The sequence below is a fragment of the Desulfurobacterium pacificum genome (assembly GCF_900182835.1).
GTDB classification, from domain to species: domain Bacteria; phylum Aquificota; class Aquificia; order Desulfurobacteriales; family Desulfurobacteriaceae; genus Desulfurobacterium_B; species Desulfurobacterium_B pacificum.
In genome coordinates, this window is sequence record NZ_FXUB01000001.1 from 611,310 (window position 1) to 634,603 (window position 23,294).

27 protein-coding genes, 2 tRNA genes and 1 other RNA gene are annotated in these 23,294 nt (G+C 38.9%); 20 read left to right on the forward strand and 10 right to left on the reverse strand.

Annotation, left to right across the window (positions count from 1 at the left end):
• Positions 1-56: 56 nt before the first annotated feature.
• Positions 57-1,616 carry an NAD(P)/FAD-dependent oxidoreductase gene (locus QOL23_RS03060; protein ID WP_283400115.1) on the reverse strand — a complete coding sequence of 520 codons (1,560 nt, stop codon included), beginning with the start codon at positions 1,614-1,616 and terminating at the stop codon, positions 57-59.
• The gene (locus tag QOL23_RS03065) at positions 1,606-2,112 is read right to left on the reverse strand and encodes a RusA family crossover junction endodeoxyribonuclease (RefSeq protein ID WP_283400116.1); all 507 of its coding nucleotides are present in this window, start codon (positions 2,110-2,112) and stop codon (positions 1,606-1,608) included. Before QOL23_RS03065 ends, QOL23_RS03060 begins: the two co-directional genes overlap by 11 nt.
• A 65-nt stretch (positions 2,113-2,177) precedes the next feature.
• On the opposite strand from QOL23_RS03065, the gene QOL23_RS03070 reads away from it, so the two are divergent.
• Positions 2,178-3,242: a potassium channel family protein gene (locus QOL23_RS03070; RefSeq protein ID WP_283400117.1), complete on the forward strand. Its 1,065-nt coding sequence runs from the start codon at positions 2,178-2,180 to the stop codon at positions 3,240-3,242.
• A 1-nt stretch (position 3,243) separates the two neighbouring features.
• Here QOL23_RS03070 and QOL23_RS03075 read toward each other — a convergent pair.
• Positions 3,244-3,330: transfer RNA gene (locus QOL23_RS03075), tRNA-Leu, on the reverse strand.
• Positions 3,331-3,339: 9 nt separating this feature from the next.
• Here QOL23_RS03075 and QOL23_RS03080 point away from each other — a divergent pair.
• Positions 3,340-3,687: a prepilin-type N-terminal cleavage/methylation domain-containing protein gene (locus tag QOL23_RS03080; RefSeq protein ID WP_283400118.1), complete on the forward strand. Its 348-nt coding sequence runs from the start codon at positions 3,340-3,342 to the stop codon at positions 3,685-3,687.
• A complete protein-coding gene (locus tag QOL23_RS03085) occupies positions 3,674-4,171 on the forward strand; it encodes a prepilin-type N-terminal cleavage/methylation domain-containing protein (RefSeq protein WP_283400119.1) in 498 nt (165 codons plus the stop codon). Before QOL23_RS03080 ends, QOL23_RS03085 begins: the two co-directional genes overlap by 14 nt.
• Here the strand turns inward: QOL23_RS03085 and QOL23_RS03090 are convergent.
• Together QOL23_RS03090 and rpe are read right to left on the reverse strand one after the other, a co-directional pair.
• Positions 4,168-5,115 (reverse strand): ribose-phosphate diphosphokinase, encoded by a 948-nt coding sequence (locus QOL23_RS03090; protein ID WP_283400120.1) that lies wholly within the window; start codon positions 5,113-5,115, stop codon positions 4,168-4,170. The genes QOL23_RS03085 and QOL23_RS03090 overlap by 4 nt on opposite strands.
• Positions 5,102-5,764, reverse strand: a complete 663-nt coding sequence (gene rpe / locus QOL23_RS03095; protein WP_283400121.1) for a ribulose-phosphate 3-epimerase — start codon at positions 5,762-5,764, stop codon at positions 5,102-5,104. Before rpe ends, QOL23_RS03090 begins: the two co-directional genes overlap by 14 nt.
• A gap of 139 nt (positions 5,765-5,903) precedes the next feature.
• Here rpe and QOL23_RS03100 point away from each other — a divergent pair, with 139 nt between their 5' ends.
• Together QOL23_RS03100 and hrcA are read left to right on the forward strand one after the other, a co-directional pair.
• Complete coding sequence (locus QOL23_RS03100) at positions 5,904-6,419, forward strand: gamma carbonic anhydrase family protein (RefSeq protein ID WP_283400122.1); 516 nt, start codon at positions 5,904-5,906, stop codon at positions 6,417-6,419.
• Positions 6,420-7,445 carry a heat-inducible transcriptional repressor HrcA gene (gene hrcA, locus QOL23_RS03105; RefSeq protein WP_283400123.1) on the forward strand — a complete coding sequence of 342 codons (1,026 nt, stop codon included), beginning with the start codon at positions 6,420-6,422 and terminating at the stop codon, positions 7,443-7,445.
• Here hrcA and ffs read toward each other — a convergent pair.
• Both ffs and QOL23_RS03115 read right to left on the reverse strand, forming a co-directional pair.
• An RNA gene (gene ffs, locus QOL23_RS03110) (signal recognition particle sRNA small type) lies at positions 7,443-7,540 on the reverse strand. The two genes, hrcA and ffs, sit on opposite strands and share 3 nt — an antisense overlap.
• Before the next feature lie 19 nt (positions 7,541-7,559).
• Positions 7,560-7,654: transfer RNA gene (locus QOL23_RS03115), tRNA-Ser, on the reverse strand.
• A gap of 127 nt (positions 7,655-7,781) precedes the next feature.
• Between QOL23_RS03115 and rplM the strand changes: the two genes are divergently transcribed.
• The 6 genes from rplM (at position 7,782) to QOL23_RS03145 (ending at position 11,506) form a co-directional block, all read left to right on the forward strand.
• Positions 7,782-8,210: a 50S ribosomal protein L13 gene (rplM, locus tag QOL23_RS03120; RefSeq protein ID WP_283400124.1), complete on the forward strand. Its 429-nt coding sequence runs from the start codon at positions 7,782-7,784 to the stop codon at positions 8,208-8,210.
• An 11-nt stretch (positions 8,211-8,221) separates the two neighbouring features.
• Positions 8,222-8,632, forward strand: coding sequence for a 30S ribosomal protein S9 (gene rpsI, locus QOL23_RS03125; protein ID WP_283400125.1), 411 nt, complete (start codon positions 8,222-8,224; stop codon positions 8,630-8,632).
• Entirely contained in the window at positions 8,604-9,647 is a 1,044-nt protein-coding gene (gene argC, locus QOL23_RS03130; RefSeq protein WP_283400126.1) for an N-acetyl-gamma-glutamyl-phosphate reductase, read from the forward strand. Before rpsI ends, argC begins: the two co-directional genes overlap by 29 nt.
• 101 nt (positions 9,648-9,748) lie before the next feature.
• Complete coding sequence (locus QOL23_RS03135; protein ID WP_283400127.1) at positions 9,749-10,831, forward strand: potassium channel family protein; 1,083 nt, start codon at positions 9,749-9,751, stop codon at positions 10,829-10,831.
• The gene (locus QOL23_RS03140; RefSeq protein WP_283400128.1) at positions 10,818-11,165 is read left to right on the forward strand and encodes a DUF6394 family protein; all 348 of its coding nucleotides are present in this window, start codon (positions 10,818-10,820) and stop codon (positions 11,163-11,165) included. Before QOL23_RS03135 ends, QOL23_RS03140 begins: the two co-directional genes overlap by 14 nt.
• Positions 11,166-11,230: 65 nt before the next feature.
• Positions 11,231-11,506 carry a flagellar biosynthesis anti-sigma factor FlgM gene (locus tag QOL23_RS03145; protein WP_283400129.1) on the forward strand — a complete coding sequence of 92 codons (276 nt, stop codon included), beginning with the start codon at positions 11,231-11,233 and terminating at the stop codon, positions 11,504-11,506.
• Here the strand turns inward: QOL23_RS03145 and QOL23_RS03150 are convergent.
• On the reverse strand, positions 11,490-11,750 hold the full coding sequence (locus QOL23_RS03150) for an EscU/YscU/HrcU family type III secretion system export apparatus switch protein (RefSeq protein WP_283400130.1): 261 nt from the start codon (positions 11,748-11,750) through the stop codon (positions 11,490-11,492). The genes QOL23_RS03145 and QOL23_RS03150 overlap by 17 nt on opposite strands.
• A 78-nt stretch (positions 11,751-11,828) precedes the next feature.
• On the opposite strand from QOL23_RS03150, the gene gltX reads away from it, so the two are divergent.
• Positions 11,829-13,286 carry a glutamate--tRNA ligase gene (gene gltX, locus QOL23_RS03155; RefSeq protein WP_283400131.1) on the forward strand — a complete coding sequence of 486 codons (1,458 nt, stop codon included), beginning with the start codon at positions 11,829-11,831 and terminating at the stop codon, positions 13,284-13,286.
• Here the strand turns inward: gltX and QOL23_RS03160 are convergent.
• Both QOL23_RS03160 and QOL23_RS03165 read right to left on the reverse strand, forming a co-directional pair.
• Positions 13,276-14,634, reverse strand: coding sequence for an MBL fold metallo-hydrolase RNA specificity domain-containing protein (locus QOL23_RS03160; RefSeq protein WP_283400132.1), 1,359 nt, complete (start codon positions 14,632-14,634; stop codon positions 13,276-13,278). The two genes, gltX and QOL23_RS03160, sit on opposite strands and share 11 nt — an antisense overlap.
• Positions 14,631-15,059, reverse strand: coding sequence for a thioredoxin family protein (locus QOL23_RS03165; protein ID WP_283400133.1), 429 nt, complete (start codon positions 15,057-15,059; stop codon positions 14,631-14,633). Before QOL23_RS03165 ends, QOL23_RS03160 begins: the two co-directional genes overlap by 4 nt.
• Positions 15,060-15,128: 69 nt before the next feature.
• Here QOL23_RS03165 and leuS point away from each other — a divergent pair, with 69 nt between their 5' ends.
• From leuS to QOL23_RS03205, 8 genes are read left to right on the forward strand one after another with little or no spacing between them, the layout of a single operon-like run.
• A complete protein-coding gene (gene leuS, locus QOL23_RS03170) occupies positions 15,129-17,873 on the forward strand; it encodes a leucine--tRNA ligase (protein ID WP_283400134.1) in 2,745 nt (914 codons plus the stop codon).
• Between the two features lie 33 nt (positions 17,874-17,906).
• Positions 17,907-18,440 carry a Uma2 family endonuclease gene (locus QOL23_RS03175; protein ID WP_283400135.1) on the forward strand — a complete coding sequence of 178 codons (534 nt, stop codon included), beginning with the start codon at positions 17,907-17,909 and terminating at the stop codon, positions 18,438-18,440.
• The gene (miaA, locus tag QOL23_RS03180; protein WP_283400136.1) at positions 18,441-19,373 is read left to right on the forward strand and encodes a tRNA (adenosine(37)-N6)-dimethylallyltransferase MiaA; all 933 of its coding nucleotides are present in this window, start codon (positions 18,441-18,443) and stop codon (positions 19,371-19,373) included.
• Entirely contained in the window at positions 19,351-19,575 is a 225-nt protein-coding gene (locus QOL23_RS03185; protein WP_283400137.1) for a hypothetical protein, read from the forward strand. The genes miaA and QOL23_RS03185 overlap by 23 nt, the downstream gene beginning before the upstream one ends.
• Positions 19,568-20,008 (forward strand): PIN domain-containing protein, encoded by a 441-nt coding sequence (locus tag QOL23_RS03190; RefSeq protein ID WP_283400138.1) that lies wholly within the window; start codon positions 19,568-19,570, stop codon positions 20,006-20,008. Before QOL23_RS03185 ends, QOL23_RS03190 begins: the two co-directional genes overlap by 8 nt.
• Positions 20,005-20,241, forward strand: a complete 237-nt coding sequence (hfq, locus tag QOL23_RS03195; protein ID WP_283400139.1) for an RNA chaperone Hfq — start codon at positions 20,005-20,007, stop codon at positions 20,239-20,241. The genes QOL23_RS03190 and hfq overlap by 4 nt, the downstream gene beginning before the upstream one ends.
• Positions 20,234-21,679 (forward strand): hypothetical protein, encoded by a 1,446-nt coding sequence (locus tag QOL23_RS03200; RefSeq protein WP_283400140.1) that lies wholly within the window; start codon positions 20,234-20,236, stop codon positions 21,677-21,679. Before hfq ends, QOL23_RS03200 begins: the two co-directional genes overlap by 8 nt.
• Entirely contained in the window at positions 21,648-23,255 is a 1,608-nt protein-coding gene (locus QOL23_RS03205; protein WP_283400141.1) for an Rqc2 family fibronectin-binding protein, read from the forward strand. Before QOL23_RS03200 ends, QOL23_RS03205 begins: the two co-directional genes overlap by 32 nt.
• Positions 23,256-23,294 lie beyond the last annotated feature (39 nt).

The window sequence follows — 23,294 nt, forward strand, 5'->3', positions numbered from 1 at the left end:
CAAAGTAATAACGAATTTTAACACTTAATTTATCACAATGAATTGATATTAGTCAATTAAGAAGTATTTTCTATTAGAGATAACGCAGCATTGATGCCATCTATTGCAGAACTCGTTATACCACCTGCATATCCAGCACCCTCTCCAATCGGATATAAATTACTCGCAGAAACCGATACGTAATTCTCGTTCCTGACAATCCTCACAGGCGAAGAAGTTCTCGTCTCAACTCCCACAAGCGTTGCGTTCTGGGGAACAAAGAAAGAAACCTTCTCATACCAATACAGGAAAGCCTCCTTAATAGGCTGAACGATTTCAGGCGGAAGCAGTCTGTCAAGCCTCGCACTCTTCAGGGCAGGAATATAACCACCTTCTATTAACTCAGAAGAACTTTCTCCATTTATGAAATCCCAAACCCTTTGAGCAGGCATAGAGTAATCGCTCCCACCAGCTACAAACGCAGCCCTTTCAAGCAATTTCTGAAACTCTATAGCTCTGAAGGGGTCGTTATCAAAATCCTCCGGAAAAACCTGAACAACAACGGCACTATTAGCGTAACCGCTATCCCTTGCGTAGTTACTCATTCCATTACATACAACAGAATTTTTCTCAGAAGAAGCACATATCACGTATCCGCCCGGACACATACAGAAGGTAAAAACGTTCCTTTTCCTTCCTCTATAGGTAAACGAATACTCGGCCGGCGGTAAATCAGGATATTTGAACCACTTTCTTCCGTATTGAACTCTGTTAATTGTTTTCTGCCTGTGAATAACTCTCAAACCAACAGCAAAAGGTTTTGCTTCTAAAGCTATATTCCTGTTCTTTAACATCTCAAAAGTATCTCTGGCGCTATTACCGATAGCTAAAAACACGTAATCGTAACTTTCCTCTGAAATCTCAGCTGTTAAAAGGTTTTTCAGAACAACAGAGTTTACTTTACCCTTATCTACGTTCAAATTAAGTAACAGAGTAGAAAACCTGAACTTAACTCCCTGGTCTATCAGCTTTTCCCTCATGTTCTTTACAACTATTCTTAACCTGTCCGTCCCAACGTGCGGCTTGCTCTTATAAAGAATGTCTTCCGGCGCACCACACTCCACTAAAAGCTTAAAAACAAAGTGTTTTTTCTTATCTTTCACCCTTGTCGTCAATTTGCCGTCAGAAAACGTTCCCGCTCCTCCTTCACCAAACTGAACGTTTGAGTTTTCATCAAGAATCCTTTTTTCCCAGAAACGATTAACATCTACAACTCTTTCTTCTACCTTTTTTCCGCGCTCAACAACTGTAACGTCAAAACCTGCTTTAGAAAGGATATAAGCTGAAAAAAGTCCTGCCGGTCCGCTACCAACCACTAAAACCTTTTTCTTTGTGGAAATTCTGGGGATTTTTATCTCAGGAATAGGAACGTGTTCTCTTGCTTTCTTCTCGTTTATCAACTCTTTCGCAACATTTTGAGGTAAATCCACCAATATCCTGTATAAAAAGTAAGGTTTTTTCCTTGCATCTATAGATTTCCTCAAAATAGAAAAATCCTTGACTTCCAACCCCAGACGTTTAATTTCATCCTCAAGTTTAGAACCAAGCGGAACTTTTACATCTATTTCAACCTTCATCCGGCAACTCCATCTTTAGTTTTTTCAAAAATTCTCTAAAATGTTCAGAAAACGCCTTAAATTCTCTTTCTCTTTGCTTAACTTCTTCCCTGCCCAACTCTTCTACATTTATAACCACAATCTCATCAAATCCTTTCACCCCTAATCTTTTCTCAACTCTATCCTTAACGTAAATGAGGGAATCCCTCTTCAAAACTTCAGCCTTTTCAAGAACATCTCCTATAAACTTCTCAGCGTTATCTATATCCCTCTGTCTAACCCTACCGGAAAAGTAAAATGAAATAGAAATCCTTACAGGATTCTCAATAGGAAAGTTCTCTAAACCATAAGTTAACTTTTGGATATGAAACTGATAAATAGCCTCCCTCTGCGCAGCTAAAACTTCCTTATCGTTCATTATAAAAGGTTTCATATCACCGTTGATTCTTCGGTGCGAAATTCTCTTATAGTTAGCTTTACTCGGTATTTTCCCGACAAAGTAGAAAGTAAACCTCACCCTTTTCACCTTCACCGTTTATTTGGTATCTTTTTAAAAAACGAAAACTGGCAGGTAATAAATTAATGATAGGATTCGCAAAGACAACCAAAAAGAACAATAACAGCTCAGAACTAATATTCAAGAAATTCCTTATTATACTGAGCCTTCTAATACTTATCGTATTACTCTCCACATTCGGAATAATGTTCATAGAACATTGGAGCTTCCTTGATGCTCTCTGGCACACAATCATAACAATATCCACTGTAGGCTACGGTGAAGTCAGACCGCTCTCACCTGCCGGAAAAGTTTTCACTATGATTGTAATAGTAGTATCGTTCACTTTCTTTGCTTACGGTGCATTTACCGTAGCATCAATGATTATGGAAGGAGAACTGAGAAAATTTTTCATAATAAGAAAAATGGAGAAATTAGCTATGAAACTGAAAAACCACACCATAGTCTGTGGACTAGGCAGAACAGGACAAGCAGCAATAAAAGAACTCTGGAAAGAGAAAGTCCCTTTCGTCGTAATTGAAAAAGATGAAGCAAAAATAGAAGAAGCGAAAGAGAAGTATCCCAATCTCATATATATCTTAGGAGACGCAACAGAAGATGAAACGTTGATAAAAGCAGGAGTGAAATCTGCAGCCAACATGATAGTAGCAACAGCAGACGATGCTGATAACCTATTTATTACGCTTTCAGCCAAAAACCTGAATCCAAACTTGAGAATAGTTACAAGGGCAAACAGAGAAGAAAACGTTGTAAAACTCAAAAGAGCTGGAGCAACCGAAGTCATCCTGCCAAATGTCATCGGCGGTTTAAGAATGGCTTCTTTAGCAATAAGACCAAGCGTAGTAAGCTTTTTAGATATAGTTACCCATCACGGAGAGATAGACTTAAGGTTAGAAGAGGTAAAAGTTCCCAAAGGTTCCCCTTTTCATGGCAAACTTTTAAAAGATTTAGAAATTCCCAAAAAGACAGGTGTAGTCGTTATTGGCGTCCGCAGAGAAGATGGTTCTTTTATACTAAATCCAACGTCAACAACAATGATATTAGAAGGAGATTCTTTAATCATAATCGGAACAAGAGAACAAGCTGACAAATTAAAGAGACTGGTTAGAGGAGAAGAAATTGAAGATTAAGTGGTGCGGGAGGCGGGATTTGAACCCGCACGCCCGTAAGGGCACCGCCCCCTCAAGACGGCGCGTCTGCCGATTCCGCCACTCCCGCAATCGGACGATGGAAAATATAAACTTTAACCCTTTCCTTGTCAAGAAGTTACGCAACGGATTTACGTTATTAGAAGTACTATTAGCTATAGCAATAGCCGGAATGGCTTTCGGTGCATTCCTACTTCTATCTTCTAAATCTGTTGACATTACCAACAGAATCTTCACTCAGTTTATTGAAACTGTAGCTGCACATAACTGCATCAACGAAATCATCTATAATCACAAAGACTATAACGGAAAAACAGTAGAGATTCTAAATAGACAGATTACCGTAAAACAAGACTTTGAAAATCTGATGGGCTTTAGAGTAGTCAAAGTAAAAGCAGGAGACGTAGAAGTTTATGAAATACGCTAAAGGTTTTACTCTCCTTGAGATACTAATTGCCACAACTCTTGCAACGTTAATAATCTTTCTTTCCTATCAATTCTTTAACAACGTATCAACCACTTCAAACTTTCTGAAAAAATACACTGAAATAGAAAAAACTTCTATTCCTCTTTTCTCCCTTTTTCTAAAAGACTTAGAATCTTCTAATCAATCCTATGGTACATTAAAGTTAACCAACACCGATAATAACTCTTCCCTATCTTTCTTCACAGAAAACTGCTACTTCTTCTCAGGTATCTGTAAAGTTAAATACTGGACATTAACAAAAAACAAAAAGCTATATCTCATACGTAGCGAATATAAACTTAATTCAACTACTCCAACAGGCATAGACATACCTTTAACTTCCAAGCTTTCATCTTTTAAAGCCAAAGAAGAAGGAACCCTTTTAACCATCTATTTAATCTTTCAAAATAACGAAACCCTACCACTTACGTTTCACTTACACTAAGTAAACATTTTACTAATAGATTCCCCGTAATGAATCCTCCTTATAGCTTCAGCCAACATCACAGAAACGCTCAGAACTTTCACTCCATCAAACTCTTCCCTTAGAGGAATTGTATCCGTAATCACAACCTCCTTCACAATTCCCTCATTAACAACACCAGAAAGCCTCTCAATAGCTGGACCAGAAAATACTGGATGAGTACAAGCTATATAAACCTCCGCAGCCCCCTTTTCTTTAATAGCCCTTGAAGCGTTAACTATCGTTCCTGCTGTATCTATAATGTCGTCAACGATAATTGCCTTCTTTCCTTCTACTTCACCTATAATATTCATTACTTCAGAAACGTTAGGTTTTGGACGTCTCTTATCTATTATGGCTATAGGAGAGCCTAATACTTTTGCAAAATTTCTTGCTCTTGCAACCCCGCCAATATCAGGAGAAACAACTACCGTATCCTCTCCTCCCATTCCTTTGGAAAGGAAATAATCTAAAAGTACAGGTCTCGCCTCTAAATGGTCAACAGGAATATCAAAAAATCCTTCAACCTGCTTCGCATGAAGGTCTATAACAACAACATGATTTATGCCTGCTGCCGTCATTATATCTGCCAAAAGCTTAGCACTTATAGGGTCTCTCGGATTAACCTTCCTATCCTGCCTTCCATAAGCAAAATAAGGAACAACCGCAGTAATTCTACCTGCAGAAGCTCTTTTTAAAGCATCTGCAATAATAAGCATCTCCATAATATGGTCATTAGCTGGTCTTGAAAGAGACTGTATAACAAATACGTCACAATCTCTAACGCTTTCATTAATTACTACCTGTATTTCCCCGTCACTAAATCTTCCCACAGTAACGTCAGCTAAAGGAATTCCCAAATTTCCTGCAACAGCTTTAGCTAAATCAACGTTAGAAGTTCCAGTAATTATCTTAACCTGCTTCATAGCTTAACCTCCTCTTAAATTCCAAAACGTTTTCCTTTATGTTACCTTTGAAAATGGCAGAACCTGCAACTATTATATCAGCTCCCGCTTGTACCACTTCATTTACGTTATCCGCCTTCACTCCACCATCCACTTCTATAAGCGTTGATAACTTTTCCTTTTCTATTAGCTCTTTAAGTTTTTTGATTTTCTTTAAAGAAGAGTTAATAAACTTCTGTCCTCCAAAACCCGGATTAACAGACATAACCAAAACGAAATCAACGTATTCCAAAATATTTTCAAGGAAAAATACAGGAGTAGAAGGATTTATAACTATCCCAGCTTTGGCTCCAGCCTTTTTAATTTCCTCAATAATTCTATGATGATGCACGGCTGCTTCAAAGTGAAAAGATACAAGGTTAGCACCAGCTTTAACGAAATCCACCACATACTTCTCAGGTTCCACAATCATTAAATGCACATCTATAGGCATTTCAGTAATTTTCCTGATTGACTCAACAACAGGAATACCAACAGTTATGTTTGGAACAAATCTACCATCCATAACGTCCACATGAAGAATATCCGCTCCAGCAGACTCAACAATACTAATCTGTTCTCCAAGACGAGAAAAATCGGCAGATAATATAGAAGGAGCCAAAAGTGGCATAGTACATCTCCCTTAAATTCGTTCGCCCGAATTTTAGCAAAACCCCTGCGTACAATTTGAAAAAAACACTAATAAAACTATTTTCAACAATAAACAAAGAAACAGGAGTTAGATAAAAAAGTTTTGGAGGAACAGCAGTATGATTAAGGAATTCAAAGAATTTACTCCTAAAATAGGTAAAAGAGTGTTTATAGCGGAAAATGCTACAGTAATAGGAAACGTTGAAATAGGTGATGACAGTAGCATCTGGTTTGGGACAATACTCAGAGGAGACGTCAACTTCATCAAAGTAGGAAAATGCACTTCCATACAAGACGGTTCAGTTGTTCATGTTACAAATAAAACCCATCCAACAGTTATTGGTAACTACGTTACTATAGGACATGCAGTTAAACTTCATGGATGCACAATAAAAGACAACTGTCTTATAGGCATTGGTGCAATCATTTTAGACGGTGCCATAGTAAACGAAAATTCAATCGTTGCCGCAGGAACTCTTATCCCTCCAAATAAGGAATTTCCACCTGGTGTTTTGATAATGGGATTCCCCGGTAAAGTAGTTAGAGAACTTACAGAAGAAGAAATTAAAAGCCTACACGAACATGCTTTAAGATATGTAAAATACAAAGATGAATACCTTAATATGGGAGTTTAAATGCTTACAGAAAGAGAAAGAGATATTCTGTTAAAAGTAACAGAACTATACATAAGGACAGGAGAACCTGTAGGGTCAAGAACTGTCCAAAAAGTCTTTAATATGAAAATAAGCCCCGCAACTATAAGAAACGTTATGGCTGACTTGGAAGAAAAAGGATTTTTATATCAACCACACACATCAGCTGGAAGGATACCAACAGACAAGGGGTTAAAAGTTTATATCACCCATCAATTCTTTAAATTAGGAGAAGAAGATAAAAATTTAGTAAATCAACTTTTAAACTATTTATCTCAAACTCACACAACAAGAACAGAAGATATCTTAGTGAAATTACTTGATTTCTTACAGAATTCCACGGGCTACTTAGGAATAGGAGCAAGTTTTTTAGAAAAATTAACAGTGAAAGAGATAAATCTTATAAAAATTTCTAAAGATAAAGCGTTGCTCATAATAGCTTTCTATCCTGATTATATCGTTCATAAAGTAATTAACCTATCCATTCCAGAAGGAGAAATTGCTAAGATATCGAAAGAACTTTCTGTTAAGTTTAAAAACAAGCCTATATCAAAAATAAAAAAAGAACTAGTAGAAGAGCTAAATAGTATCCGCGAAGAATTTGCTAAATTATCCTTTAAACTCAACTCTCAAATACTTTCCGCTCTTAATGGCATAAATAAAGTAGAACTCTACGGAACATCAAACATAGTTAACATTTTGGCTGATGATATAGAAAGGCTGAAAAACATACTTGAAATTCTTGAAGAGAAAAATCTATTGTTAGATATTCTTACAAGCTTTTTAGAAGAAGATAAGGAAACAAACGTTATTTTAGGTTCAGAAACAAAGTACGAAGCTTTAGAACCTTTCGGTATAGTCGTAAGTAGATTCCAAATTGGAGACAAAAACGGCGGAGTAATAGGCATCATAGGACCCAAAAGAATGGATTACTCTAAAATAATCCCTACAGTAGAAAACGTAGCAAAAGCTTTTACCATAATGCTTAACAAACAGCTCAAAAAATAAAACCGGAGCCTTACCACACACGCCCTTCAGGCTTACCGTTGCTCCCTTCCGGGCCTGGCGGGGTTCACCTTCCGGGCGTTGTGGAGACCCCGGCAATATTATTCAATATTTAAATGGCGGAGGGGGCGGGATTCGAACCCGCGGTACCCCTTGTGGGGGTACACACGATTTCCAGTCGTGCCCCTTCAGCCAGGCTCGGGCACCCCTCCGTGCACAAGGCAAATATAGTACCGACAAAAGCAGTTGACAAGTCAGTTTTACTTTTGTAAATTTCCGCCTGCCCGCTACATTTTCGGCGTTTCATAAAAAACGCCCTTAAAATTCGGAGGAGCAGAAATGAAAACCTTTATGCAAAGAAAAGAAGATGTGCAGAGAGAGTGGTACATCGTAGATGCAACAGGTAAAACTCTTGGAAGGTTAGCAACGGAGATAGCTAAGGTACTTATGGGGAAACATAAACCCACATACACCCCTCACGTAGATGGAGGAGACTTCGTAGTAGTAGTCAACGCAGAAAAAGTATTTGTCACAGGAAAGAAACTCACTGACAAAATCTACTACAAACATACAGGTTACATGGGGCATTTGAAAGAAACAACCCTTAAGGAAATGCTTGAAAAGAAACCAGAAGAAGTAATAAGGCTAGCCGTAAGGGGTATGCTTCCAAAGAATAAGTTGAGAGACAGAAGAATGAAAAGACTTAAAGTCTATGCAGGTCCTGAACATCCTCACAAAGCACAAAACCCTAAACCCCTTGAAGTTTAACGGAGGCAATAATGGCAGAAATCAGATACTATGGAACAGGAAAAAGAAAAACTGCTATAGCAAGAGTTTGGCTTATACCTAATGGTCAAGGAAATATCACAATTAAGATATCAAAAAATAAGACTATATCCGCACCAGAATATTTCGGTAGGCTCGCACTGCTCAAAATTATGGAACAACCATTCAATATAACTGGAACTAACGGTAGATTTGACGTCCTATGTACAGTTAAAGGTGGAGGAAAATCCGCCCAAGCCGACGCCATCAAATACGGCATCGCAAAAGCCCTTTTAGCCTTCAATCCCGAACTCAGACCAACACTCAAAAAAGCAGGATTCCTCACAAGAGATGCAAGAATCAAAGAAAGGAAGAAATACGGTCAAAGAGGCGCTCGTGCAAGATACCAGTGGTCCAAGCGTTAAAGCAGCAATTATTGGTGCTTCTGGATATACGGGGGCGGAACTTCTCCGCCTCTTACTTTCCCATCCCTTCATAGAAGTTACCATCATAACTTCCAGGCAGTACGAAAATCAACCATTAACTTCTGTATTTCCTTACTTCTTAAACAGCAAATACCAGCACTTAGTATTTCAAAGTCTGAACTTGGAAAAAATAGCTTCAGTAGATTTAGTATTCTGTTGCCTGCCTCATAAAACATCCTTCCCAATAATAAAAGACCTCTTAACTACTAACCCAACTCTAAAAATCGTTGACTTTAGCGCCGATTTTAGATTCAAAAACCCAGCAATCTACGAACAAACTTATAACGTTCAGCACACTGCAAAAGAGCTTTTTGAAAAATCCACCTACGGCCTCCCAGAAATCTACAGAAACGAAATTAAAAACAGCACGTTAATAGCAAATCCCGGCTGCTATCCCACCAGCGTAATATTAGCTCTCTACCCGGCTAAAAAGCACAACTTGATTGACGAGAAATTTCCTGTAATAGCCGATTCCAAATCAGGAGTAACCGGCGCAGGCAGAAAAGCAACTGTTGACTTCACTTTTTGTGAAATAAATGAAACGTTCAAAGCCTATGCAGTAGAAGGGCACCGCCACGCTCCAGAAATAGAAGAGAAACTCAACCTGAAGGTAAGGTTTACCCCTCATTTAGTTCCCATGAACAGAGGTATTTTATCCACCGTTTACTTCAAAACAAACGCCACGAAAGACGAACTTATTCAAACCTACGAAGAAACCTACAGAAACGAACCATTTGTGAGAATCAGGAAAAATCCCCCCACCACCTCCGACGTCAAAGGCACAAACTTCTGCGACATCTACATAACCAAAGACGAAAAAACAGGCTTGGGAATTGCAATATCAGCCATAGACAACATAGGCAAGGGAGCATCCGGTCAGGCAATCCAAAACGCTAACCTTCTCTTCAACTTCCCCGAAACAACAGGACTTGAACAATTTTCCTGGTGGATTTAAAATTTCCCCTAATACCAGAAAGGGGAAACAATTGAAAAACAAAAAAATTAGAGGGAAAAATCCCCCCACGCTACGGACAGGAAAAAATCCTTGAAGTCCTCATGAAATTCCGCGCCCCACTCATTATAGCCCTTATAACCATAATGATTTCAACCGTTGGCTATATGATAATCTCCGGCGTTGACCTGCTCAGAGCTTTCTACATGACAATACTAACCGTTACCACCATCGGCTACGGCGAAATGTGGAACATGGACGCAAAGGCACGCATATTTAATTTGGCAGTAATGACCTTTGGCGTCGGCAGCGTAATGGGCTACTCAATAGCCGTTCTCATCAACATCGTTACATCAGGTGAAGTAAAAACCATAATGAGGTTCAGGAAAATGGTAAGCGACATATCTGCCCTTAAAGGTCACTATATCGTTTTTGGAATGAACGACTACGTTGTTCACCTAATAAAAGAGATGAAATACTACGGCATACCTGTGGTAGTAATAGATGAATCGGAAAAGTTAGAAGAGTTCGCTAAGGAACACGAAATACGCTATTACCTTCAACTGAACCCGACAGAAGAAAACACTCTATATCTTGCAAACGTTGAAGCTGCCGTAGGTGCAATAGTTGCCACATCTGATGACTACAAAAACTTAGCTATAACCCTCACAATAAAAAACGTAACAACCAAAAACAACATCTATCCCTTCTTCATCTTAGCACTGGTAAAAGATGACAAATTCAAAGAAAAACTCAAATTAGTAGGTGCTGATTACGTAGAAACAATCCCCTCAATAATCTCCAAAAGAGTTGTCATATTAGCAAGGAAACCACCAATTTTCGGTGAAAAATCCCTCCTTGAAGAAATCCTGTTCGGTGAACACACTTTCATAGACATAGAAGAATTAGTTGTTCAACCAGACTCTCCCATAATCGGTAAAACCCTGAAAGAACTTGACCTCAGAAAGCGTTTCGGAATAACCGTAATTGCAGTGAAAAAATCAAACGGCGAAGTAATCTTCACGCCAGGCGGAGACCTAAAAATAGAACCGTTAGACATAATGGTAATCGTAGCACCTAAAAAGAAATTGGAAGAAGCTGTTCGCGCTCTCTTTAAAGGTAAAATTACGTCAAGAAGCGCAATGCTAAAAAGAAAAATAAAGGAGAGGTTAAATGGACTGGGGTAAAGTTGGAACTGCTTTCTTCATTATGATGTCGCTCACTACTACCGTAGGATTCGTTTATGACGGTGACCCTTACGAACTTATAGCTTCAGTAACTTTCAACCTGATAGCGACCCTCCTCAAATTAGGAAGTAAAAAAACCTTAAGCGCAGAACTATTAGCAACAAGCTTGGCAGCAGACCTTCACCTTATACCTGCACTCATTTTCTACGAAATGGGAACTCGCTCAAGCCTCGTAGAAGCGTTAGCGTGGGGCGCACTTGTTGCAAACGTATTTTCTGTTATCATTGTAATTGTAGAAACCGTTTTAGAGTCCCGCGAAGAACAGTGGTGGTAGGTTAAAATTCTGCCATCAATTTCCGATAATAGTATTTGGACGGTAACCTTACAGGAGGAACTCCGTTGAAAATAGAAAGGCTATCAGCCGAGATACTAAAACTTTTGAACGAAGAAAATCTGCAGACCAAAAGGAAGAAAGCTGCTGGCGGGAATAAAAACAGCACACAGCTAAGTGGCGTTATTATAAATATTTCCGAGGAAATAAAACAGGTAGAAGTTGAACTACCCACAAGAGAAAAAGTAGAAGAAATAAAGAAAGCAATCGCCGAAGGTAAATATAAGATAGATGTTCATAAAATATCTGACGCTTTAATAAAAGAAATCATCGGCGACGAATAGAAGAATAAACACAAGCTAAAACCTTCGCAACCAACCTGTAAAGCTCAGGAGGAATCTCTTCCCCTGGGTCTAACTTAACCAGCATGGAAACCAATAGTTTATCTTCAACAATCGGAACGCCGTGTTTTTTTGCCAACTCCACAATTTTTTCTGCAATAATACCTTCTCCCTTCGCAACCACCTGAGGGGCATTCATCTTCCCCCTTTCATACTTCAAAGCCGCCGCCTTCTTCCTCTCTTCCATCTTTTCCTTCACTGATTTAACCTTACTTTATTACCTTATATTGTAGAATTTCCACCACAAAACCAAAAGGGGAAAGAAATGACAGTAAGAGTAAGGTTTGCACCAAGCCCTACAGGATTTATGCACGTCGGAAACGCAAGAACAGCGCTATTTAACTACCTATTTGCAAGACACAACAAAGGAAAACTAATCCTCAGAATAGAAGATACAGACATAGAAAGACACAGCGAAGAAGCAGTAAACGTCATTTACGAAGCCCTAAAGTGGATGGGAATAGAGTGGGACGAAGGACCAGACGTAGGCGGAAATTACGGACCTTACAGACAATCTCAAAGGCTTGATATATACAGGCAATACATCAATAAACTAAAAGAAAAAGGTCTCGTTTACGAATGTTTCTGCACACAGGAAGAACTTGAAGCTATGCGTCAGGAACAACTTAAAAAAGGTGAACCTCCCCGTTACACCGGGAAGTGCAGGAATTTAATAGAAGAACAAAAGAAAAAATTTTTAGAAGAAGGAAGAAAACCTGTTCTGAGATTTAAAGTCCCTGAAGACAGAACCATCGTTTTCAACGACCTCATAAAAGGGAGAATTTCCATAAATTCAAAGCAGTTAGGCGGAGACTTCGTAATCGTCCGTTCAAACGGTATGCCTGTTTACAACTTCGTCGTTGTTATTGATGATGCCCTGATGAAGATAACCCACGTAATAAGAGGAGAAGACCACATCTCCAATACTCCGAAACAGATTCTCCTTTACGAAGCTTTAGGGTTTAAAACACCAGAATTCGCTCACCTGCCGATGATTTTAGGAAAAGACAGAAGCAAACTTTCCAAAAGGCACGGTTCAACGTCCGTTAAAGAATTTAAAGAGAAAGGCTACCTATCCGAAGCCTTTACCAACTTTTTAGCACTGTTAGGTTGGTATCCAAAAGACGGTAAAGAAATTCTATCAATGGAAGAACTGATAGAAAGGTTTGACATAAAAGACGTCAACAGCGCACCTGCAGTCTTTGATACTACAAAGCTTAACTGGATGAATCAGGTATACATCAGAAATTACCCTATAGAAAAACTTACAGACCTGATAATCCCATACCTCCAGAAAGCAGGTTATGACATTAACAGTTTTGACAGAAAATGGCTTGAAAAAGTTGTAGAGATAACAAGAGAATACTTTACTGTTCTATCAGACGCTCCAGAGTACATGGAAGTCTTCCTTAAGGATGAATTTAATTTTGAAGAAAAAGCTCTTAACTTCATGAAAGAATCGGAAAACAGGCTAAAAGTCGTTGAAGAACTTCTTAAAGTTTTGAAAGCACAGGAAAAAGAAATCACACAGGAAACGTTTAAAGAAGCTGTTAAACAGGTAGGAAAAACGCTAAAAGTTAAAGGTAAAGAACTCTTTATGCCAATTAGAATAGCACTAACAGGTAAAATGAGCGGTGTAGAAGTCCCGATATTAGCAGAAACGTTAGGCAAAGAACGCGTCATAAAAAGGTTAGAATACACTTTAAACAAACTCAAAGATTAAAAGAAGAAAACAATTCTGGAATAGCAGGTTGCAAGTTTAACCTTGACCTTACAAGGGCGGCAAAAGAGTTAGCTGCCCTTTCCTCTCCATGAACCAAAAACACTCTGGAATTTTCTTTTACTCCTCCTTTCAACCAATTAAAAAGTTCAGAACGTCCGGCGTGGGAAGAAAATCCATTTATAGTATAAACCTTAGCTTTAACGGCAACTTTTTCGTTAAAAATTTTAACTTTCTTTGCTCCTTCCACTATCTCTCTACCTAACGTTCCTTCAGCCTGATAACCCACAAAGATAATGGAATTTCTCTTATCCCACAGGCGATGTTTTAAGTGGTGCAAAATCCGCCCCCCCGTACACATCCCATTCCCAGCAATAATAACTCCCACACCTCTATACTCGTTAATCCTTTTAGACTCCTCAACAGTCCTCGTAAACTCAAGGTAAGGGAAATCAAAAATATCTCTACTTCTAACGTTTTCTCTCAAACACTCTCTATGCCTTTTAAAAACCCTCGTTATAGAAATAGCTAAAGGTGAATCCACAAAAACCTTACATTTAGGCAATTTCCCTTCCTCATACATCTTTTTAAGCAAGTAAATAACGTCCTGCGCTCTCTCAAGAGCAAAAGTAGGAATAAGAACTACTCCCCCTCTCTTAAAGGTTTCTAAAACAGCTTCTTCAAACTCCTTAACCGACTCTTCATAAGACTTATGTTCTCTATCTCCGTAAGTGGTCTCAATCAAAACAACGTCACTCTTCTCAGGAACTTCAGGCTCTTTTATTAAAGGTTTACCCTTAGCTCCCACATCGCCACTAAAAAGAACTCTCCTTCCTTCAATTTCCAGCTCAATAAATGAAGAGCAGAGAATATGACCTGCATCTTTCAACCTAAACCTTATACCTTTTACTTCCTGCCATTCACAATACTTCACAGGCACAAAAAAATCAAAAACGTCAAACACATCATCAAGAGTATAAAGAAGCTCTTTTAACGGAAGTCCCTCCCTTAAACGCCTTCTGTTCTCGGTCTTTAAGTTTTCTTCCATAACCTGAGCAGCGTCCATCAAAATCAATCTGGCTATATCTATTGTCCCTTTAGTTGCAAAAATCCTCCCCCTGAACCCCCTCTTCACCAGCAGCGGCAACCTGCCGCAGTGGTCAAGATGACCGTGGGAAAGTATCACGAAATCAATTTCCTCCGGTTCAAAAGAAAACCTTCTGTTAAGCTCTTCAACCTCATCTTTTCCCTGAAAAAGACCACAATCCAGCAAAAATTTAACGTCATCTGTTTCTATTAGATGACAGCTTCCCGTAACAGTTTTTGCAGCTCCATTAAACGTTATCTTCAAAGTTTGCTCCTTAACGTTCCTTCCGTAACAGGACCAAGTAAAACATCCTCCATCTTACCGTCCTTCGTAACTATTACAGCTGGCGTAGCTAAAATTCCAAACTTTCTTGCCATTTCCGGATTTTCAGCAACGTTAACCCTAACAAAATGAACCTTTTTAAACTCTTTAGAAAGCTTCTTTATTACAGGCTCAACCATTTTGCACGGTCTACAGTTAGGCGCATAAAAGTAGATAACACCTTTACCTTTCTTCAATCTGGCGAATTCCCCTTCCAAAACAGGTAATTCCTTCCCCTTCATTCTCTTAGACTTAAAATTCCAGTAAACCCTCAAACCAATTACAAAAACGATATAGGTAACGAAAATCACGAAAACGATGTCAAAAAACACAGCTGCAACGTGCATAAGCGTTTCAGAAATAGTCATACCTCCTCCTTACTTAATGCTAAAATAATTGTCTCATTAATTCTAACCTACCTTTCGGAGGAAACACCGATGAAATACAACTTTAAAGATATAGAAAAAAAATGGCAAAAAGTCTGGGAAGAAAAAAAAGTCTTCAAAACACAACCCGACAACAGCAAAGAGAAGTACTACGTTCTTGAAATGTTTCCCTACCCATCCGGAAAAATCCACATGGGACACGTCCGCAACTACTCCATCGGCGACGTAATAGCAAGATTTATGAGAATGAAAGGATACAACGTCCTTCACCCAATGGGATGGGACGCATTCGGTCTTCCAGCAGAAAACGCTGCAATCAAAAGCGGCGTTCATCCAAAAGAGTGGACACTCTCAAACATAGAACACATGAAGAAAGAACTTAAAAGCCTCGGTTTTTCATACGACTGGGACAGAGAAATAGCAACCTGCACTCCTGAATACTACAAGTGGAATCAATGGATATTCTTAAAGATGCTTGAAAAAGGCATCGCCTACAGAGCAAAAGCTTCCGTGAACTGGTGTCCTTCCTGCCAAACCGTTTTAGCAAACGAACAGGTTGATGACGAAGGTAGGTGCTGGCGCTGCGGAACTACAGTAGAACAGAGAGAAATAGACAGCTGGTTCTTAAAAATAACCGACTACGCTGAAGAACTCCTTGAAGACTTAAAACTCCTTGAAAACCATTGGCCCCAACCTGTAATAACGATGCAGAAAAACTGGATAGGTAAAAGTATCGGAGCAAGAATTTCCTTTGAAGTTCCGGAAAAAGGTAAAACAGTAGAAGTATTCACAACAAGACCGGACACCCTTTTCGGCGTTACGTATATCGTTTTAGCACCAGAACACCCGCTAACGTTAGAACTATCAAAAGGAACGCCTCAGGAAGAGGAAGTAAAAGCTTTCGTTGAAAAAATGAGAAAAACAGAAAAGAGAAAGAGAACAACAGGTGAATTAGAAAAAGAAGGCGTATTTTTAGGTGTTCACGCCGTTCATCCTTTAACAGGCGAAAAAATCCCCCTCTACTCCGCCAACTTCGTCCTCATGGATTACGGAACAGGCGCCGTCATGTCCGTTCCCGCCCACGACCAAAGAGACTTTGAATTTGCAAAAAAATACAACCTCCCGATAAAAGTCGTTATAACGCCTGAAGGCAAAGAACTAAAGGCAGAAGAATTAGAGTCAGCCTACACAGAACCAGGTATTCTAATTAATTCCGGCGAATTCACCGGAATGAAAAGCGAAGAAGCAAAGAAAAAAATAACCGAAAAACTTGAAGAATTAAGCAAAGGAAAAAGAGAAGTCCAATACCGTTTAAGAGACTGGAACATCTCAAGACAAAGATACTGGGGAACGCCAATACCCGTTATCCACTGCCCCAAGTGCGGAATAGTGCCAGTCCCAGAAGACCAGCTCCCCGTCAAACTTCCAGAAAACGCTCCTCTAATCGGCGAAGGAAGGTCACCCCTTGCCCGCGTTCCGGAATTCGTAAACGTTAAATGCCCAAAATGCGGTAGCGATGCAAAAAGAGATACAGACACAATGGACACCTTCTTTGACTCATCGTGGTACTTCCTCCGCTACTGCTCTCCAAAGGAAGAAACGCTACCCTTCAAACCAGAAGAAGCAGCTTACTACATGGTAGTTGACCAATACATCGGCGGAATAGAACACGCCGTCCTGCACCTCCTTTACTCAAGGTTCTTCACAAAGGTTTTAAGAGATTTAGGACTCCTCAAATGTCCAGAAAATCACTCCCAAAAAGAGTTTTTCAAAAAAGGCGAACCGTTCCAAAACCTCTTAACGCAAGGAATGGTCAACAAGCGCTGGACAAGCATTAAAAACCTTCTTAAAGGCTACAACCTGACAGAAGAATCACCGCTAAAAGAGCTGATAAAAGCCGTTTTAGGCAAAGAAGCAGACTTCAGCGAAACAATCGGCGAATTCATGAAAAAGCATCACCTCACGATAGGAGACAACGTAAAACTCTTCTTTGAAACAGACGAAATTAAACCATACGTGGACGATTTAGAATCTCTCCTTTCTAAACTGGAAGAGCGCTTCGGCGAAGTCTCAAAAATGAGCAAGTCAAAGCACAACATAGTAAATCCCGGTGAAATGATAGAAAAGTACGGCGCAGATGCAACAAGGCTCTACATACTCTTTGCTGCCCCACCAGAATCAGAGTTTGAATGGAAAACAGAAGGTATAGAAGGTGCGTACAGGTTTTTAAAAAGAGTGTTCCAGCTAATTTCCGACAACCTTCAGCTCTTTAAAGAAGAACAAAACGGCAAACTCTCTAAAAACGGCAAAGACCTAAGAAGAAAAACCCACCAAACCTTAGAAAAAGTAACAGAAGAACTGAGCGGAAGGTTCAAATTCAACACAGCAATAGCCTCAATAATGGAATTAGTAAACGCAATATCTTCCTTTAAACCAGAAACAGAAGGCGACAGAAAAGCCCTCAAAGAAGCCCTTGAACTGACAATAATAATGCTCTCCCCATTCACTCCCCACATAGCAGAAGAACTTTGGCAACTTACAGGTCACAAAACGCTGCTATCAGAAACGTCTTGGCCCCAAGTTGACAAGTCAGCTCTAAAAGTTGATGAGATAGAAATTCCTGTTCAGATAAACGGCAAAGTAAGAGACAAGATTACAATCCCTGCTGACGCAGACGAAAACACAGTTAAAGAAATAGCTCTATCTTCAGAAAAGGTGCGCAAATACACTGAAGGCAAAGAAATCAAAAAGTTCATATACGTCCCGGGCAGATTGGCAAACATAGTGGTGAAGTGATATGTTTAAATTGAAATCCATTTGAGGAAAAGCATGAATTTAGCGATAAAATACCTCCCGAAATACACAATTAAAGACTACGAAAAGTGGAAAGGAGACTGGGAACTCATAGAGGGAATAGCTTACGCTCTTTCTTCCCCTTCCTTTAAACATCAGAGAATAGCGGGGAAACTCTTTCGCTTTTTAGACGAAGCGCTGGAAAAGAGCTGTAAAAACTGCATCGTCGGCATAGACACAGATTACGTAATAGACGAACACACAGTTGTAAGACCCGACGTTTTCGTAACCTGCGACAAAGTGGAGAATAAGCTTTTAAAAGCCCCCCAAATCATTTTTGAGATAGTTTCAGAAACTACAAGCGACAGAGATGAAGGACTAAAAAAAGAACTCTACGAAAGAGAAAGAGTGGAATATTACGTTTTAGTCTATCCCGAACTAAAAAAAGCAAGAATCTTCAAACTAATAAATGGCAAGTATCAGAAAATCTTTGAAGCAACGGAAGATAAATACAACTTTGAAGTAAGAAACTGCAAATTCTCTTTAGATTTCTCCAAAGTGTGGAGTTAGATGGAAAAACCTCTAATAATTATTACAGGACCTACAGCAACAGGAAAGACAGACTTCTCAATAAAACTTGCAGAGGAAATCGGCGGAGAGGTTATCTCCGCCGATTCAATGCAGGTCTATAAAGGTTTAGACATAGGTACAGACAAAGTCTCAAAAGAAATAAGAGAAAAAATCCCCCACCACCTCATCGACGTCATCACTCCAGACAAACCCTTTTCCGTTGCAGACTTCGTAAAACTGTCAGACCAAGCAATAGAAGAAATCAGAAAAAAGAACAAATACCCGATAGTAGTCGGCGGAACCGGCTTCTATATAAAAGCTCTCCTCTACGGCATCCCTCAAACACCTCCTTCAGACAAAAAATTAAGAGAACAACTCCTATCTCAACCAACAGAAAAACTCTACGAAAAACTGCTCAAGATAGACCCAGAATACGCGCAAAAAATCGGCAGAAACGACAAAAAACGCATCGTAAGAGCTTTAGAGGTTTACGAAATAACAGGAAAGCCGATAACCTCTTTTAAACCATTTAGTTCAACTCCCCGCTACGAATTTTTAGGCTACTTCCTCTACCGAAACCGCGACGAACTCTACAAAAGAATAGAAAACAGAGTTGACTCACAAATAGAAAGAGGATTAATAGAAGAAACAAAGTGGCTTCTACAATTTGGCAAAGACACGACAGCCTTCCAAGCTTTAGGCTACAAAGAAATACTAGAATACCTCGAAGGCAAACGCCCCCTTGAAGAAGCCGTACAGCTCCTCAAAAAAAGAACAAAACAATTCGCCAAACGGCAGTTTACCTGGTTCAAAAAAGAACCTAAATTTAAGTGGATAAACATGTCACAAATCCCCGAAGATAAAATTATGAAACTCATAAAACAGCATTTAAAACTTTACGAGGGGAAAAATGAGCGTAAAAATCACACTTGACTTACCTGAAGAAACGTGGAAAAAAGTTGAAAAATTAGCACAACTTCAAGGAAAACAGCCTTTTATATTTATTAAAGAATACATTGAAAGGCTCGCTAAAGAAAACAGCCACTACGAAGAGATAAATAAAAAATTATCCAACATAGCGTCTAAATATAAAGGTAGTTTAGAAAAGTGGAACAGAGAGGATTTGTATGACTAAACAGATAAAAGCCTTCTTTGACACGAATATCCTCGCTTATGAGTTTGACAGCAGAAATACAACAAAACAAGAAATAGCTTCAACTTTGCTAACGCAATGGAGAACAAGTGGACGTATAGTAATTTCCACTCAAGTTTTACAGGAGTTATTCGTTGTCTTAACTAAAAAACTTAAACCACCACTAAAAGAATCAATCGCCAAAGAAGTAATCAAAACCTACAGTGAATTTCCTGTAGTAATCGTTAACCCAAACCTTATATTAAAAGCAATTTCAATAAAGGAAAGACATAAGTTTTCTTTTTGGGACTCACTAATTCTTTCTACTGCCATTGAAGCTAAATGTTCTATTCTTTTTACCGAAGATTTATCACACGGAACAGTTATAGAAGGAGTTCAAATTATTAATCCCTTCCTAAAGGAGGAAAAGCGATGAACCTTCAAGACGCATATCTTAACCGCCTCAGAAAAGAAAAAATACCTGTAAGCGTATTCCTGTCAAAAGGCACCAGACTTCAAGGCGTTATTACTTTTTTTGACCAGTTCACCATTCTTCTTGAAAACGGCAATTCCCAGCAGTTAGTTTACAAACACTCCATAGCTACAATCGTTCCATCCAGACCCGTTAAAAACCTCTTCAAAGAACAGGAAGAAAACAAAAATGGATAAAACCATACTCTTCGGTGGACTAACACCTATCCATGAAAGACTTATTCAGGGAGCGGTGGAAAGCCAAGGTTACAAAGCCCTCCCTCTTCCTGTCCCTGACAACCAATCGCTTGCTATAGGCAGAGAGTACTGCAACCGTGGAATGTGCAACCCAACTTATTACACCGTCGGCAATCTGATTAAATTCCTCTTAGAAGAACAGAAAAAAGGCATAAACGTAGAAGAAAACTATATCTTTGCAACCATCGGAGCCTGCGGACCCTGCCGTTTTGGAATGTATGAAACCGAATACAAACAAGCGTTAAGAAAAGCAGGCTTTAAAAACTTTCAGATAGCCATACTCAATCAAACAACTTTTTCTTCAGAAGGAACAATAGAACTAACACCTTCACTCATCTGGCAACTCATTAAAGCAATATGGACTGCAGATATATTGAGAGAAATCGGATACAGACTCAGACCTTACGAAGTAGAAAACGGTTCTATAGACAAACTACTTACAGAACAAACAGAAACCCTATACCACATACTGAAAAAAGGTGGAAAAGTAAAAGAGATACTGAAATCTCTCTATCAATTCAGAAAGAAACTGCAAGTCATACGTTTTAACTTTTCTAAAGTGAAACCCGTCGTAGCCGTAATAGGGGAATTCTGGGCACATACAACAGAAAGCGACGGCAACTACCACCTACACCGCTGGCTTGAAGAGGAAGGTGCCGAAGTAAGACCAGAACCCATAGCAGGTTGGATAGACTATCAACTCTTTATAACCGAAGAAAAACTCAAAAAAGAGATAAAAGCAAAAGGGCTCTCAAAAAACAGAATAAAGTCTCTAATAGCAACTAAAAGCTTATCTATAGCACTCAAAGGCTTCTACAACCTTTTAAGAAGCGTATTTTCTTTCCTGCCAAAAGAGTTACCATCACAGAAATACTTAGCCCAATTAGCATCCCCCTACTTTGACTACATGGTAGTAGGCGGAGAAGGACATTTAGAAGTAGCAAAACACGTTTATTACGTAAAACACAAAAAGTGCCACATGGTAGTTTCCGTTAAACCTTTTGGCTGTATGCCTTCTACCCAAAGCGACGGCGCACAGGCAAAAGTTCTTTCTGACTATCCAGAAAGCATCTTTATCTCAGTAGAAACATCCGGCGATGCAGAGATAAACGTTAAAAGCAGAATTTTGATGAAGCTCTTTGAAGCTAAAAAATTAGCCGAACAGGAACTCTCAAACGCCTTAAGGAAACACAAGATCACCAAAAGAGAGTTTGAAAACGCCTGCAAATCTGAAAATCTACAAAAACCTCTTATAAAAAGAAGTAAAAACTATATTTCTACAGCCGCTCAAGTATTAGACGCAAACGCAAAACAGATTAAGTCTTTAATAAGAGAGAAATTCAGCGATGGATTACTTATACCTACAAAAAACGGTTAAGGAACTAAATAAACTCTTCAAAGCTCAGAGGATAAAAGAAATTACAAATTCCGAAAACGGCATATCTATCACCTTTTCAAACAAAAAAACTCTAAACGTTTATTTAGGATATCCAAACGCAATCTTCATAAGCGATAAAAAATTCAGCGACTTTAAAACGTTCAGTAGCGCCGAAAAATTAACGGTAAAAGAATTCAAGCTTCCAGTGAAAGATAGGGTATTAGAGTTAGAACTTCTAAAAATTTCCCTATCTGGAAAAATCCAAAAACTTTTTCTTATACTTGAACTAACAGGAAAAACAGCCAACGCATTTCTTCTAAACGAAAACAGGAAAATAGTAGCAACGCTAAAAAAGGTAGAAACATCGGTAAGAAACGTATCTGTCGGAGAAGCCTATCAATTTCCACCTAACGACAAGAAAGAAATAGAAGAAATACAATTCGGAAAAGTAACACCTGAAGGAATAGAAAAACAACTCCACAAATTCGTGAAAGGAATATCACCACTTAATTCAAAAGAGATAGCTTTCATCTTCAGGAAAACAAACAACTTAATTGAAGCTTACAGAATCTTCCTTGAAAAACACGAAAACTCCCAAAATCCCCACCTCTACCGCCAAAACGACAAAATCAAATACCTCACAACTTTTAAGTACGAATCTTTAAGAGATTACGAAGGAGAAAAAATAGAAGCAGAATACCCATTTTTAGAAGCCTGGAAAATCTTATATATAGAAAAAGTTGAAAACGAAACGCTCAAAAACGTCAAAAGAAAACTCTTAGAACGCCTAAACAAAAAACTCCACTCGCTCCAGAAAGAACTATCAGAAGTAAGCAACCCGGAAAGCATAAAGTCAGAAGCACTTCATTACAAAAAATTGGGAGAACTCCTCAAGTACAACCTGTACGCCGTAAACAAAGGAGAAACAAAAATAAAAACTTACGACTACGAAACTGAAAAAGAAATTGAAATTCCCATTGACCCCACACTATCCCCACAAGAAAACTTGGAACGTTATTTCAAGCAGTATAAAAAATTAATCAACAAATACGAACACTCTTTCAAAAGGAAAGAAGAACTCCTAAAAGAGATAAAACAGATAAACAACTTAATAGACGTAATTGAGAAAGCGGAAAATATAAAGGAACTCCCTCTATTAGAAACAGAATCATCAAAAGCTCAAAAAAACAAAGAACTACCATTCCGAATCTACACTCTTCCCACAGGAAAAAAACTCTTGATAGGTAAAAACAGCAATGGAAATGAAACAATAACGTTTAAAATTGCAAGACCCTGGGACTTATGGTTTCACGTCAAAGACATTCCAGGTTCTCACGTTATCTTGATGCGAGAAAAGAATGAACCCCCAACTAAAGAAGAATTAGAACTATCAGCATCTGCAGCAGTTTTCTTCAGCAAAGCAAGAAACGGCGGAAAAGTTAAGGTTGATTACGTGGAAGTGAAAAACCTGAAAAAACCACCAAAAAGCAAAGCTGGCTTTGTTATCTACAGAGGAGAGAAAAGCGTTTTAATAGATGACAAACCTTTTAGAGAGTTTTTGAAAGGGGAGGACTAAACCTCCCCTCATATTTTACTGCATACCTATAATTACTAT